Source organism: Rubrilithobacter danxiaensis (assembly GCF_047272945.1).
Taxonomy (GTDB): Bacteria; Bacteroidota; Bacteroidia; order Sphingobacteriales; family Sphingobacteriaceae; genus Rubrolithibacter; species Rubrolithibacter danxiaensis.
The window spans coordinates 52,928-65,735 of sequence record NZ_JBKOPS010000003.1 but is presented as its reverse complement, the minus strand read 5'-3'; the positions used below and the strand labels follow the sequence as shown (position 1 = coordinate 65,735).

15 protein-coding genes and 1 tRNA gene are annotated in these 12,808 nt (G+C 39.5%); 2 read left to right on the top strand and 14 right to left on the bottom strand.

Annotated features, from left to right (window positions below; all coding sequences use genetic code 11):
- Window positions 1-30 precede the first annotated feature (30 nt).
- The 3 genes from ACLCDL_RS04410 to ACLCDL_RS04400 all read right to left on the bottom strand — a co-directional run bounded on the left by ACLCDL_RS04410 (window position 31) and on the right by ACLCDL_RS04400 (window position 2,359).
- Window positions 31-861, bottom strand: a complete 831-nt coding sequence (locus tag ACLCDL_RS04410) for a prephenate dehydratase (protein ID WP_423147061.1) — start codon at window positions 859-861, stop codon at window positions 31-33.
- Between the two features lie 222 nt (window positions 862-1,083).
- A complete protein-coding gene (aroB, locus tag ACLCDL_RS04405; protein ID WP_423147060.1) occupies window positions 1,084-2,151 on the bottom strand; it encodes a 3-dehydroquinate synthase in 1,068 nt (355 codons plus the stop codon).
- 1 nt (window position 2,152) lies between these two features.
- Window positions 2,153-2,359: an RNA-binding S4 domain-containing protein gene (locus ACLCDL_RS04400; protein ID WP_423147059.1), complete on the bottom strand. Its 207-nt coding sequence runs from the start codon at window positions 2,357-2,359 to the stop codon at window positions 2,153-2,155.
- A gap of 57 nt (window positions 2,360-2,416) precedes the next feature.
- On the opposite strand from ACLCDL_RS04400, the gene ACLCDL_RS04395 reads away from it, so the two are divergent.
- Entirely contained in the window at window positions 2,417-3,622 is a 1,206-nt protein-coding gene (locus ACLCDL_RS04395; RefSeq protein WP_423147058.1) for a proline dehydrogenase family protein, read from the top strand.
- On the opposite strand, the gene ACLCDL_RS04390 is transcribed toward ACLCDL_RS04395, so the two are convergent.
- Together ACLCDL_RS04390 and ACLCDL_RS04385 are read right to left on the bottom strand one after the other, a co-directional pair.
- Window positions 3,619-3,924, bottom strand: a complete 306-nt coding sequence (locus tag ACLCDL_RS04390; protein ID WP_423147057.1) for a phosphoribosylpyrophosphate synthetase — start codon at window positions 3,922-3,924, stop codon at window positions 3,619-3,621. The genes ACLCDL_RS04395 and ACLCDL_RS04390 overlap by 4 nt on opposite strands.
- Before the next feature lie 38 nt (window positions 3,925-3,962).
- Window positions 3,963-4,604: an HAD family hydrolase gene (locus ACLCDL_RS04385; RefSeq protein WP_423147056.1), complete on the bottom strand. Its 642-nt coding sequence runs from the start codon at window positions 4,602-4,604 to the stop codon at window positions 3,963-3,965.
- A 55-nt stretch (window positions 4,605-4,659) separates the two neighbouring features.
- Here ACLCDL_RS04385 and ACLCDL_RS04380 point away from each other — a divergent pair.
- A tRNA-Ile gene (locus ACLCDL_RS04380) sits at window positions 4,660-4,733 on the top strand.
- On the opposite strand, the gene ACLCDL_RS04375 is transcribed toward ACLCDL_RS04380, so the two are convergent.
- From ACLCDL_RS04375 to ACLCDL_RS04335, 9 genes are all read right to left on the bottom strand, one after another.
- Window positions 4,693-6,249, bottom strand: a complete 1,557-nt coding sequence (locus ACLCDL_RS04375; protein WP_423147342.1) for a recombinase family protein — start codon at window positions 6,247-6,249, stop codon at window positions 4,693-4,695. The genes ACLCDL_RS04380 and ACLCDL_RS04375 overlap by 41 nt on opposite strands.
- Before the next feature lie 192 nt (window positions 6,250-6,441).
- The gene (locus ACLCDL_RS04370) at window positions 6,442-6,729 is read right to left on the bottom strand and encodes a hypothetical protein (protein ID WP_423147055.1); all 288 of its coding nucleotides are present in this window, start codon (window positions 6,727-6,729) and stop codon (window positions 6,442-6,444) included.
- Window positions 6,730-6,742: 13 nt separating this feature from the next.
- Window positions 6,743-7,555: a hypothetical protein gene (locus ACLCDL_RS04365; protein ID WP_423147054.1), complete on the bottom strand. Its 813-nt coding sequence runs from the start codon at window positions 7,553-7,555 to the stop codon at window positions 6,743-6,745.
- 77 nt (window positions 7,556-7,632) lie between these two features.
- Complete coding sequence (gene traN / locus ACLCDL_RS04360; protein ID WP_423147053.1) at window positions 7,633-8,484, bottom strand: conjugative transposon protein TraN; 852 nt, start codon at window positions 8,482-8,484, stop codon at window positions 7,633-7,635.
- A gap of 33 nt (window positions 8,485-8,517) precedes the next feature.
- Window positions 8,518-9,822, bottom strand: coding sequence for a conjugative transposon protein TraM (traM, locus tag ACLCDL_RS04355; protein ID WP_423147052.1), 1,305 nt, complete (start codon window positions 9,820-9,822; stop codon window positions 8,518-8,520).
- 5 nt (window positions 9,823-9,827) lie between these two features.
- The gene (locus ACLCDL_RS04350; RefSeq protein ID WP_423147051.1) at window positions 9,828-10,316 is read right to left on the bottom strand and encodes a hypothetical protein; all 489 of its coding nucleotides are present in this window, start codon (window positions 10,314-10,316) and stop codon (window positions 9,828-9,830) included.
- Between the two features lie 3 nt (window positions 10,317-10,319).
- The gene (gene traK / locus ACLCDL_RS04345) at window positions 10,320-10,937 is read right to left on the bottom strand and encodes a conjugative transposon protein TraK (RefSeq protein ID WP_423147050.1); all 618 of its coding nucleotides are present in this window, start codon (window positions 10,935-10,937) and stop codon (window positions 10,320-10,322) included.
- Window positions 10,938-10,962: 25 nt separating this feature from the next.
- A complete protein-coding gene (traJ, locus tag ACLCDL_RS04340) occupies window positions 10,963-12,165 on the bottom strand; it encodes a conjugative transposon protein TraJ (protein ID WP_423147049.1) in 1,203 nt (400 codons plus the stop codon).
- Window positions 12,166-12,175: 10 nt separating this feature from the next.
- Window positions 12,176-12,805: a TerB family tellurite resistance protein gene (locus ACLCDL_RS04335; RefSeq protein WP_423147048.1), complete on the bottom strand. Its 630-nt coding sequence runs from the start codon at window positions 12,803-12,805 to the stop codon at window positions 12,176-12,178.
- Between the last annotated feature and the right edge of the window lie 3 nt (window positions 12,806-12,808).

Here is a 12,808-nt window from a genome sequence, read left to right as displayed (position 1 = left end):
ATTTATTTTGATTTTTACTCTGTTACTTAATTAAACTTCATCGTTCTTTTTATATTCACCCATAATGGTGAAGTTGATGGTATATCTTAAAATTTTCCGTATCGCTTCTTCGTAATTTTCTCTTTTATCCCATTCAATATCCACATAAAAATTATACTGATTTCGTTGCCCGAGCACCGGCATAGACTGAATTTTGCTCAGGTTAATATGGCCATCGGCAAAAATATTAAGCACTTTAGCCAGGGAACCTACCTCATCAATAACCTGGAACGAAAGGGAAGCTTTGTTGCTATCCTTAATCTCCGAGTCTTTATTGTCGGTTAAGATTAAAAAGCGGGTATAATTTTTCTTGTTGGATTCGATACGTCGTTCGAGGATTTCGAGGCCATACGTTTTGGCGGCGAGGCTGTTGGCGATAGCAACGGTATCTGTTAATTCCTCATCACGAATTCTTTTTGCGCAAGCCGCGGTATCTGTGCTTTCTACCACATTTAAATGGGGGTATTCATCAAAAAAGTCGATACACTGACGAATTGCTATCGGGTGCGACTCCACTCTTTTTACCTGCTCAAATGTTACGCCGGGTAAAGCCAGCAAATGCAGCTGGATAGGGAGGTAAACTTCGCCGATAACGGAAAAATGGTAATCGCGAAGCAAGGTATAGTTTGGAAGCAGGCTTCCGGCAATGGAGTTTTCAATAGCCATTACAACAAAATCAGCCTTCTTCTGCTTTAAAACTTCGCAGGTTTGCTTAAAGGAGTTACATTCAATCGTTTGAATGTTTTCTCCAAAAAACTTGAAGGCCGCTTCTTCGTGAAAAGAAGCTTTTATTCCTTGTATGGCAACTCTTTTTTTGTCCATTTTCTTGTTAAAAAAAAAGTCCCGGCTTACTTCCGGGACTTTCACTATAAGTTCTTAAACTAAAGCATACTAGTCCCGACTCTTACTAAAGTAAAAGTAAAAATATCCGAACCAATATGTTTTTGCTGTGATCATCTTGTTTTTACAGCGCCAAATATACACTAAAAAATAAATTCCGGAAAAAAATCAGAAAAAAATTATTTCGTGTTTTTCTTGAATTTATTAATCGTTCAATAAGTTATAATAAAAGTTCAGACTGTCGGTAATGTATTCTTCTGCAGGATAAATGTTGTAATCGCATTTTCCTATGGTATTCAGTAACGCGAAACCAATTTTTCCATTGCTGTTCTTCTTGTCGTTCTGCATAAAAGCCAGCACGTGAGGATAAATGGATTTTTCAAAAGAATAATCCGGAAATATTGACCGTATTGCCTGAACGATGAGGTTCAGCTCATCGATATGAAGGTTGTTTATTTTATAGGATAAATAGCTTTCGCAGATCATTCCCACGGCAATTGCTTCTCCATGTAGTAACGGGTCGGCATCGTTTGAGAGGGAATAGCTTTCTATAGCATGCCCGATAGTATGTCCGAAGTTTAAGATCTTTCTCAAACCTTTCTCGTGTGGATCGACAGTTACAACCTGGTTTTTAATCATTACAGAATGATAGATATCTACCATAGTGATAGTTGCCGGGTTGACGTCTTTTAACCTGTTAAAATAATCTTTGTCGAATATCAAGCCGTGTTTAATAACTTCAGCAAAACCCGAAATCAGCTGCCTGTTATCCAGGGTGTTCAAAAATTCGGTGGATACAAAAACAGCTTTGGGCTGGGTGAACGTACCAATAATGTTTTTAACAGTTCCTAAATCAATGCCGGTTTTTCCGCCAACAGAAGCATCAACCTGTGACAGGAGGGTAGTAGGGATCTGAACAAAATCAATCCCGCGTTTAAAGGTTGAAGCCGCAAAACCACCCATATCGGTAACTACGCCGCCGCCCAGGTTTATCAGCAAGCTGTTGCGATCGGCACCAAAATCAAGCAGCATGTTCCAAACTCCAATACAAAAATCAATATTCTTGTTTTCTTCGCCGGGGTCCACCTCAATAATGTCGTAATTCATCAGGTCGGGAAGGTGTTTGTGAATTAGCGGCAAACAATGTTCTCCGGTATTTCTATCCGTTAAAAAAAATATTTTAGAGTAATTGGAGTTGTCGATAAAATTTTTAACCTCCTGTAAAGAATTATCGAAAAAAACAGAATAACCGTTGCTTGCAATAGGCTGCATATTATTTAATAAGGATTTTTTTGTTGTCGAATTCTACTGTATCGCCACGTTTAACCTTGAGGCGTTTCCGGTAATCCGTCTGACCGTTATATTTTACTAAACCTTCCGTAACAACTATCTGTGCTTCACCCCCGGTTTGCACCAGGTTAGTAGCTTTCAATAATTGTATCAATGGAATAAACTCTCCCTCAAGTTCAAACTCTATCATGTTGCAAACTTACAAAATAGATACATGGTTGTTAACAGATAAACCTAATTTTGCAGTATGTCTGGTAATTTGATTAGAGCAGCGGAAACTTCTGAAATCCTTTCTTTTGATAATACTGAAATTGCATTTAAACATAAAAGCGATGAAGAACTGAATAAAGCTTACTGGCTATTTAAAATAATGGGCAGTCCGTTGCTGGTAAAAACCGGAATTCCGCTTACTAATTTAGCACTTAACCTTAATCTTCCTGTTATATCTGTAATTAAAAAAACAATTTTTGAGCAGTTTTGCGGCGGCGAAAATATACTGGATTGTGAGCGCACCATTCAGCAGCTGGCTAAAGGATCTGTGGGGACAATCTTGGATTATTCGGTAGAAGGAGAGGAAGACGAGCGGGCGTTCACCGCTACTGCAGAAGAAATTATTCACACCATTAAACGGGCTCAGCACGACAGTCGCATTCCGTTTACCGTATTTAAACTTACAGGTATTGCCCGCTTTAGTCTGCTGCAAAAAGTAAATACAGGAGCAGAATTAAGCGCAGCAGAGCAGGCCGAATATTTTAAAGTTAAGGCAAGGGTAAATTACATCTGCCGGACAGCTTTTGAGTTTGATGTACCCGTGATGATAGATGCAGAGGAAAGCTGGATACAGAATACAATTGATGACCTTGCACTGGAGATGATGCGCTATTATAACAGGGAAAATGCCATCGTTTTTAATACGTACCAATTGTATCGTCGGGATAAACTGGATTCATTGGAAAAAGATATTGCAACTGCAGCCGATTTTGGTTTTATACTTGGTGCCAAGCTGGTAAGAGGCGCTTATATGGAAAAAGAGCGGATGCGGGCAAAAGAGCTTGCTTACAGATCGCCGATTCAGGACGATAAAGCCAGCACGGACGCAGATTATAATAAAGCCCTCGATGTCTGTATAAAAAACTTATCACATGTTGCTATAGTAGCAGGAACCCACAATGAGGATAGCTGTCTGATTTTAACAGAGCTCATGAAGAAGCACGCATTGGCACACAACCATCCGCATATTTACTTCTCACAATTGCTGGGAATGAGTGATAACCTCAGTTTTAATCTTGCTAATGCCGGATATAATGTAGCTAAATATGTGCCTTATGGTCCGGTAAAGGCAGTAATGCCTTATTTATTCAGGAGAGCAGAAGAAAATAAATCAATTGCCGGGCAAACGGGCCGTGAATTGTCGCTGATAATAAAGGAGAAAAAAAGACGCCGGAAGTCTTAGCCCGGCGTATTTAATTTTTTTAACAGGTCTTCACTTATGTCGTCCGAGTAAACACCGTAGGCATTCACAAAAACACCTTTAACATGATATTTGTCTGATTCTATTCCATATACAATGGAATTATCTGCAGGATCAGACATGCCTTCAAAACGGTACAGCTCACATATTTTAAAATCTTCCGGAGCCAGATTGATGTTTTCTGTGCTGTTATGAAGCATGCCATTGGCTAAATTAAAGTCGAGCGTAAAGCCTCTTTTTTTAAGGCCGTCTAAAGCTTCTAATAAGGTTTGGTAGTTTTCCATGTTTTATTTAACAACGCTAAAGACGCTTTGTTTATAGTTTAAAGCTCAGTTTTTAATAATCCGCTTCTCAAGAAATACTTTTCCAGACTATCATTTGCCTGCATCAAATGTGTTTGCATGCCCAGCTTTTCTGCGGCAGCAACATTTTTCTGACTGTCGTCAATAAATAAAGTTTCTTCAGCTGTCAGCTTCTGTTCCTGCAATACAAATTCAAAAATATCGCTGTCAGGTTTTCGCATGCCCATTAAATGGGAGTAATAGTCTTTCTCGAAAAATCCTGCATTAGAAGTTATATTATATTCCCTGTTAAGATAATCCAAGATCCATTTATAATGAATTTCGTTGTTATTGCTTAGCAAAAAAGTTCGGTATTTCTTTTTAGCCCTTAATAATAACTGATGGTTAACTGCAGGAACGCCGATCAGCAAAGAATTCCATGCCTCATCAATCTGTTCGTCCGACGCATTTTTTCCTGTTTCTTTCCGGATAGCATCTCTGAATTCGGCTGCTGAAATAGTTCCTTTATCAAAGTCGTCAAAAAGTTTGTTTTGCCCTGCGTGACCGAAAAAGTGTTCTATATTGCTGATACCGAGTTCAGTAAAAGTATGGTGGATTCGGTTAAAGTCTAAAAGGAAAATAACATTACCGTAGTCGAAAATAATATTTTTAATGTTTTGCATATCTGATTTTAGAAATTCGATACAAATATGTAAAATTGCAGACTCAAAATGAGCAGCGCCCATAGCTCAGTCGGTTAGAGTAGAAGACTCATAATCTTTTGGTCCCTGGTTCGAGCCCAGGTGGGCGCACCCAACAGGGCAAGTCTGAGAAGTCAGAACTTGCCCTTTGTTCTTTATTCTCCAAACTGTTGGTAATCTGGTACATAACTGAGGCGATTTCATTAACGCGAGCGGTTCGATCTTTTAGATTTTCAAAAGTGAATTTTTCGGGGTACATCGAACCAATTAGCTCTCTGCTTATTTTTCCATTATTTAAGCTTGTTATACCGTTTAAAGAAGACAAGGCTTCGACCGCCTTATTAAGATCATCCTCAATACTGATTTGACTCATTGAAAGGTCGCTGATCTTTGCTTCCAGTGCGTTTATCTTAGATTCGCATTCAAATTTTATTTCTTTATATTCGGCTCCGTCTAGGTCTCCTTTGAGCAGAAGTTCACGGGCATTCTTTTGTCTTTTGCTTAATACCTCTATTTGATCTAGGACTTCTTTTCTTCCGTCGCCTTTTGCAGCGAAGTCGGAGTTATAAACATCGAGGATCACTTCTTTGCATACTTCGGCTATTCCAGGCTTAGGAGCAAATCTTTTAATTTCATTAAAGAATACCTCATTGACTTCTTCTGCTTTATATCTGCATCCGCATTTAGAAGAGCAATGGTAGTAGTAATAATATTGATTTCTTCCTTTGGAAGCACTTCCAGTCAACACTCTAGTACAGCGGGTGCATAATAGGAACCCTCGTAGAGGTAATTCGTCTGGAGACATTATTTTTGTTCCCTGTTGTCTCTTGCGTCCATCCATTACATCTTGAACCTCGTAAAACAAACGCTCGGAGATTATGGGCTGGTGGAGTCCTTGCACCACCTGCTTTTCTTCGTCCTTATATTTAGGGATAGTAATCTTTCCACAATAAACAGGATTGCGCATAGCAGTAAGGAAATTATTCTTGCTACACTTTAGTCCGCTTTCCCTAGCTACTTTCCAGATTTGTTCCGTTGAGAATTGCCCTTCAGCAATGCACTCAAAAGATTTTTTTATGATTGTTGCCTCAGGCTCTTTTGGTACAATAAGCTTTTTCCCACTTTCAGATACAGAATTCTTATAACCTACAGGAGCCGAAGCCATCCACCGGCCCTCCTTTCTAGCCCTTCTCATTCCATGAAATACATTTAAAGCCCTTCGATCATTTTCTACCTCGGGAGTAGAGAGATAAATGGCAAGCATTAATTTATTTTCAGGAATAGAGAGGTCTAAGGGTTGCTCAATAGCTTGAGGTTCTATATTATAGCTTTTTAAAATGCCTATCATTTGATAGGCATCACCAGCATTACGACTAAAGCGATCCCATTTCGTAAATAAAACTAACTCTGATCGTCTGCCTTTTGTCTTTTTAAGGTCTGACAATAATGTATTCCACGCAGGACGATTAAAAGTTTTTGCGGAATGATCTTCAAAAATTACTTTTCGGATTTGAATATGATGAAATTGACAATATCGTCTTAAGACTTCTTCCTGATTGCGTTGAGAATAACCTTTATCTGCTTGTTCATCGGTACTTACTCTTATATATAAATCAGCTACTTTCATCTTTTCAATACATGGTCCAAGGTCAATGTAGCGAATTTATAGAGGAAATCCAACATAAGTTTAGCTTCTTGGTGGGTGATTATTGTTCCATGTTTTTTTAGTATTTGTACTACTTTCTCAGGTGTTATCTTTCTTACTGCACAATTCTCCATTTTACACCTCCTTTAAGAAAAGCGGTTTCTGTACAGACTTTTAAAAGTTAGTTAAGTAAATCTTACTCGCCCGATTTCGGTTATGAGAAGGCTCATACTTTACATACCCGAAATCGTTAAGATCCCGTATACATTTATGATAAGTAGTACTGGCAGAAATTTTGGCTATCCTCATAATTTCATGGCTAAAAGCACACATAGGATTCTCAAAATTATGTTCCTGCCAGTACTGTAATAATGCCGCATAAATACCAATGTGGGTAATACTAATGCGGGGATCATTCGCAATAGCAGAAAAGAAATTTGACAATGGCTTTAATGCTAACATTACTTATTCCTATCTAACTTACCGATTGACCTTGTTTTCTGGTTCTTCGCTTTGCAGCTTTTGGTACCGCGTAGATATCTTCGTCATTATTTTGACTCTTACGTTCTTTTTTTGCTTCCTGTCTAGGGGAGTTAGTTTCCGCCTGGCTCTGTTTTTCCTCCTTTACCTCTTTGTTACTGAGGCGCTGCATATTGCCATTATAGATGGTAACTGATTTGAATTGGGGGTTAGCCTCAATGAAATGCCGTTGTTCGCTTCCATTTTGAACAAAGGTTACCACTTGCCGGTTGCCTTTTTGAAGAGAGTTTAACAGGGCAGACTTATCCTGTTCATTATTTAACTCTTTAATTGGGTGTTTTGCTAATGCTTTTTCCAAATCAAATCCATAATTCTGGTGAAACTGCTTTATTTTGTAGTTCCCATTATGATCTGTGTCTTTCATATCCAACTTTATCCAAGCGTTGTAAATCTGCCCTTCTTTGTTGGTTAGATCCTTATTGACGGACCTTCCATTCAGTAGGTTGTATGCCTCTTTTAAAGTTACATTGTGTTCCTTATTCAGATAAAAAGTCTGATTCATCACCTCCGGCTTATTTTCCTGTTTCATCGTCAGGTCGTACTTATTAAAAAAGTACATATCACTCTGATCTGATTTTCTGAAATGAAGGACTGCAGCAGTTGAATCCTTTCCGAAACTACCCTGATGATACAGCAGAAATTGAGAACTTTGCTTCTGCATCTTTTCTTTCAACTCGTTTTCCAGGCCTTCTCCAAAGCCGGTAAACTTTACCTGGTCCCTTAAGTACTCAAAATTTTTCTGGTTCATGACTTTTGAATTTATTGTGTTAAAAAAAGTTTTTCGATAGTTGATTGATGTGTTAAGAGCGGATTAAAGGAATATCCTTAAATATTTATCGGTTCAGACCGTACTATTGTAGGATTGTGGATTTTTAGCTTTAAATGTCTTCCGCCGTTGTTCTCCATCATCTGGATATGAAAATTCTTCTTGTCGGGAATTGTAAACTTAGGTAGGGCGACGACGAGGATCTGTTCCGTCTTTGGGTTGATGGTAGTAGAATTCCCGAGAACTTGCAGCGGCTTGATTTCAATTTCATGGGCAGCGGTACGCTTGGATTTTTTCTGATCCCGAACAAAGAAGCTGAACTGTGCTATATCGTACTTGATATTTGTGTTATTCTGCAATCGGATTTGAAAATACATAACTTCATCCTGAACATACAAACCGATCAGTTGAAGCTTTACGCCATACTTTTTATCTTTAATATTACGTATCGTTGTTTCTTTAGCAATTACTTTCTCAGCACATGCTTGAACCTCCGCTTCATTGGCAGTTGAACTTGAAAAGAGTGCATTAGGGTCCTTTTTGACGCCGCTCTTCCTATATTGAATATTTAGTATTGGCGGGTTTTCGACATAGTTCAGGAGGTAGGAATAAAGTTTTCCGTCAGCAGTGATGACCGTTAGGTTAGTCTCTTTAAAGTTTTCTATACCTGCCTTAATTTGCAGTACATTATCTATGCCCTTTGCTTTCTGAACAAGCACGTCTTTGCTGCCCCTGTCTACACTCTTGATGGCATAAGGAAACACTAGGTTAGTCGTTTTCGCGTAGGTAATCTCAAGGCTATGGGGTTCAATTATCGAGATTGCTGGTTCCAGTTCATTCTGTGAGAATGCACGAATATTTGTAAAAACAAGGAAAATTCCTGCCATCATTACTGCACTGATCGTTTTCATACACTTAGGAATTAAATGGTGGACTTCTATTTATTAGTTTAAATTCTGTTTTTCATCCAGCAGCAGTACCTGATACCCTGCTTTCACCGTTACCTTTACCTGCTTAACTTTTTTACTGAAAAGAGTTCGGGCTGCATCAATACCAGCGCTGGCCGCTTGGGCTCCTAATGAAGGGTCTAATGTTGTTAATCCAATTCCCTGAACAACACGATCGGCGGATTGCTTCGCCGCGTCTCTGGTGATGGCTCCGGGAATATAAATTCCATTTAAGCCGTCCATATCGTAGACGGAAAGTTCGACCGGAAAAATGGAATTATTATATCGGATACTGTTAATACTAACAGTTAACCGTTCGCCATTAAGAGAGGCAATGCCGAAAATAAAATGATCTTTTGGAATGAGTGCGCCATTGATATAAACATCATCTACGAGACGAAACTTAATAGTTGAACCGCTCACTAATGTCTGCGTTTCATGAATGACTGCTCGGACTGCGTTGGGTATTTCCCAGAGATCGGTAGAATTTTCTATTGAAAAAAAGCCTTTGGATTGTGCTCGGAAGTTCGCGTTATCCCCACGTGGATGACTGCTTAGTAAGGAGGCAGCATCATTCAAATTGTCTACCGATACTGCAAATACCTGGCCTTTCCTTGCTTCGGATACCGTTCTAAGCTTTTCCTGAACCCGCTCCGGATGCTGTATATCCAGTATCTTTTCAAGCATCCCGTTTAACTGCTGCATTTCAGGATCTTCTTCCTCTCCTTGATTCATCACCTGCATCATCTGCTCAAGCCGGTCAATGTCGTTGCTGTTAACTTCTGCGTCATCCTGAGACAAACCACCTTTCATCTTATTACTAGCCTGCTTTTGAACTGAGGGTGGCCTATTTAGAACTTTATTTAACTGTTCCAACTTCTCATATACTTTCGTCTCGTTCGCGTCTTGATATGTTGTATTGCTGAAAGGTGATGTATTGATCCGACTACTGTTATTTCTAATCCCGTTGCCTTCTGTTAAAGAACCGGTTAACGGCAAGCTGTCGGTATCTCTGTAATTATAATAAGGATCATTTTTCATCTGCTCTTTAAGTTTTGCAGAATCAGATGCAGCCCTTTCATAATAGCTGAGTTTATCCAGTGGCTTATCTTCTTTTAGATATGCGCCGGGTAACTGCATGTTAAAACCGAGCTGAGATAATTCATGTGCATCAGCTGTACTTGTTTTTCCGCCGCCAAGTAGCCAGAATATCACAGTTATAAATGGCAGAACCAATAAAGGCAGAATTGTAAAGAATTTGCGCTGCCTGAGAAATTTGGGAGAATCTTGTCGTTTTTCCATAATCATTAGTTTTTATTTTGAGATTGATAAATGTTTTCCAGGAATTCAATGCTATCCATTAGGCCGGGCCGTTGTTTGAGGATGCTGTCAAGAAATCTTTTACCCGAAGCAGTGTTAGCAAGGCTGTCAATGTACCGGCGGAATTCGTGGATCTTTTGATATTCCGCTTGATTTATCACAATCGAAGCTGCAGTATTTTGAGCACGGGATAGTTTGGTGTACCTAGGGTAGTTGATGGGTGTTACTTTAAGTACATTATCTGCTTGATTGCTTAAAAGATTGTTTGCAATTAGGTAAATACTGAAGCTGCTTGCCAACAAACAGAATAGAAGCAATGTGACAGTTTTAATTTTAAGAGAAAATTGGTCGCTCCTACGCTGCATGCGAGCAGCCAACTTAGCTTGAAAGTGAATGCAGCTGGCTACTGTACAATTAGAGTTTTGATTCAGAGTTTGGTCTTTAGAAACTGATTTTTCACTGGTATTAGTTGTCATGGCTTAGTTGTTTTTAACTTTCAAATCCTTATTTTCTATTGTCCGCCACCGCTCAATCAGGAATCCATGCGGGTTGTTATCACTTCTCGAAACATTACGTAAAAATCCTTCTGTAATCAGGCTTCGGGAAACAGTGGTGGTTGTACGAATAATGAATTGGATGCCATAACAGCGGAAGTAATAGGGATACTGATTTGTATCTAACTCCACGCTGTCTATCTTTATCTGCTGACTGATATTACCCGCAATGATATTGGAGTAATAGCCGTTCTCTTTGAGATTGTCATACTCTCTCTTTGCTGATGCATCTGCCAGGTAAAGGGCCTTTGTTATATTCGCTTTAATTACCTTATCGTCGGGGTCAAGGCTGAAGAATAGATGATGAAAGCTTTTGATATGATCTCTTGCCTCAACCGGAATATTGTCTTTCCGTTCAGAAGCGTATGCTTCCAGCGCCTTGCCATTTGCCAGGATATAGACCTTGTTCTGCATGTCAGTTGCGAGTCTATAGCTCTTATACATCCCAAAACAAGTAAGGAATACGCACGCTGCTATAACTACTATGCTGAAGCCCCGGATGTGCCGAAAGGCGGTATCAATATTTTTCGTTTTTCTGAACATAGCTTTGTATTTAAATAATGAATAGTTAGGAATTGCCTTTTAGCTTGTTATTCATAAAGGAAGCATTCGACTTTTCAGTGAAGTAAGGGGCAGAAGTATTATGATTTGCCATGCTTTGCGTGAATCTGCCGGCTGCATTCCCCATTGCGTCTGCGGTCATACTTACTCCGGTTCTTGCCGTATTTACAACACTATGAGTGGAGCTGCTGAACATGTTGGTAACCTTTTGCACTAATGCACTTCCGCCTCCTGCGTGAACAATGTAATTAGCTACTGAAGGAACTGTAAAGTATCCGACAATCCCAATAATGAGAAAAACCAGATAACCGGCGTCGGTAGAACTGAAGAAAGTATCACCGGAATTTTCGAGTTGGGACAAGTCAAGCTCCAGCATTTTTTCCTGAATTTTGCCTATGATTGATCCAAAGATATTAGCAACTGGCAGCCATAGGAATACGTTTATATACCGTGCCAGCCAAACTGTAAGAGTATGCTGAAAGCCATCGAATACTGCAATACCAAAAACGAGTGGCCCAAGTATCGCCAGTACAATTAACTGGAACGTTCTTAATGTATTGATGCAAAGAGCAGCTGCCTCATAAAGCACTCTTAACACCTCGCTCATCCATTCTTTTACGGAGTTGCGGAAGTTGTAAGAAGCCTTAGCCATTGCAAACTTCACATCGTTTCCGATACTTTCGAATATTCCTTCTTTGGAGGGATCGGCATTGTCATGAGTGTATTTATACCACTTATCTCTGTCTCCGCCACCTGAATCTCCAACATACATTTGCCAGTCGTGACGTTTTTTGATTGCTGCCTCTTTTTCTTTCAATAGCAAAGCAATGGCTTTGTCTGATCCTTCGACCATCGCAGCAGTAGCGGTAACGGTTGGTTGCATGACGCCATTAATCATCGATAATACGGAAGGAAAAATCAGCACTGCAAATCCGATAACGAAGGGACGGAATAAAGGATAAAAATCAATCGGTTCGGCATTAGCAATGTGCCTCCAGACTCGTGAAGCGATATACCAGGTAGCAGCAAAACCAGCGATGCCTTGGCCAATGCCAATAAGCCTGCTGCATAGCGGAATCATCTCATCGTACAGCTGATTTAACACGCTTTGTAAGTCGTTCATTTCACCTGCCAGCGCTTGAGCCTCGCTGAATTGTGGCAATAACATTCCCACTGCTGCAATAATTGCAGCTCTTTTCCATCTTGCCATAAAATTTTACTTAGTTGGTTAATCCATAGATTTTCTGCATTGTAAAAGCATCATTCTTTTCTCTTTCGCGCTGGAAGGAAAGTATGCTAATCTGACTGTTGAAATGCCGTAGAAATACAAGTTTATCCTCCAAATCCAGGAATACATCATCGATTGCCTGCAGCCTTTCATCATCCGACATTCTAAGTTTATCTGCGGTAATTACCGTCATTAAGTGGTCGAGATTATTTATGCTTTGTTTAAAAAGCTTAGAATATACTCTTCCGAAATAATCGAGTTCCTGTGGATTAAAGCTCCCGTTCCGCCTAAACTTGTTGTAGGCAGATTTATATTCTTTAACCAGCATCACTTGATAACTTATTATCTCTGCAATTTTCTTATAATTTCGGACTGCCGGGCTTACCTGCATCAATCCATCCAGAAAGACTTTATGAAGATTAAAATTTCCCTCTGATAAATTCTTAACTGCATTATAACCGGAGCTAATAATCTTGTATCCTTTTTTCATATCCGTCAATATTTGCTTCAACTGCGCCAGCTTCTCTACGTTCATTAATAACTGCTGAACCTCGGGGCTTTGAGCAGGCGACTGTTGACTAATACAGGTCATTAGTAGAACAAATAGCAGTGTCCTTTTCATAGT

Excerpts from the sequence above, each read along its gene's own strand:
- ACLCDL_RS04410 (WP_423147061.1), bottom strand. The coding sequence starts at position 861 with ATGGACAAAAAAAGAGTTGCCATACAAGGAATAAAAGCTTCTTTTCAC.
- aroB (WP_423147060.1), bottom strand. The coding sequence starts at position 2,151 with ATGCAGCCTATTGCAAGCAACGGTTATTCTGTTTTTTTCGATAATTCT.
- ACLCDL_RS04400 (WP_423147059.1), bottom strand. The coding sequence starts at position 2,359 with ATGATAGAGTTTGAACTTGAGGGAGAGTTTATTCCATTGATACAATTA.
- ACLCDL_RS04395 (WP_423147058.1), top strand. The coding sequence starts at position 2,417 with ATGTCTGGTAATTTGATTAGAGCAGCGGAAACTTCTGAAATCCTTTCT.
- ACLCDL_RS04390 (WP_423147057.1), bottom strand. The coding sequence starts at position 3,924 with ATGGAAAACTACCAAACCTTATTAGAAGCTTTAGACGGCCTTAAAAAA.
- ACLCDL_RS04385 (WP_423147056.1), bottom strand. The coding sequence starts at position 4,604 with ATGCAAAACATTAAAAATATTATTTTCGACTACGGTAATGTTATTTTC.
- ACLCDL_RS04375 (WP_423147342.1), bottom strand. The coding sequence starts at position 6,249 with ATGAAAGTAGCTGATTTATATATAAGAGTAAGTACCGATGAACAAGCA.
- ACLCDL_RS04370 (WP_423147055.1), bottom strand. The coding sequence starts at position 6,729 with ATGTTAGCATTAAAGCCATTGTCAAATTTCTTTTCTGCTATTGCGAAT.
- ACLCDL_RS04365 (WP_423147054.1), bottom strand. The coding sequence starts at position 7,555 with ATGAACCAGAAAAATTTTGAGTACTTAAGGGACCAGGTAAAGTTTACC.
- traN (WP_423147053.1), bottom strand. The coding sequence starts at position 8,484 with ATGAAAACGATCAGTGCAGTAATGATGGCAGGAATTTTCCTTGTTTTT.
- traM (WP_423147052.1), bottom strand. The coding sequence starts at position 9,822 with ATGGAAAAACGACAAGATTCTCCCAAATTTCTCAGGCAGCGCAAATTC.
- ACLCDL_RS04350 (WP_423147051.1), bottom strand. The coding sequence starts at position 10,316 with ATGACAACTAATACCAGTGAAAAATCAGTTTCTAAAGACCAAACTCTG.
- traK (WP_423147050.1), bottom strand. The coding sequence starts at position 10,937 with ATGTTCAGAAAAACGAAAAATATTGATACCGCCTTTCGGCACATCCGG.
- traJ (WP_423147049.1), bottom strand. The coding sequence starts at position 12,165 with ATGGCAAGATGGAAAAGAGCTGCAATTATTGCAGCAGTGGGAATGTTA.
- ACLCDL_RS04335 (WP_423147048.1), bottom strand. The coding sequence starts at position 12,805 with ATGAAAAGGACACTGCTATTTGTTCTACTAATGACCTGTATTAGTCAA.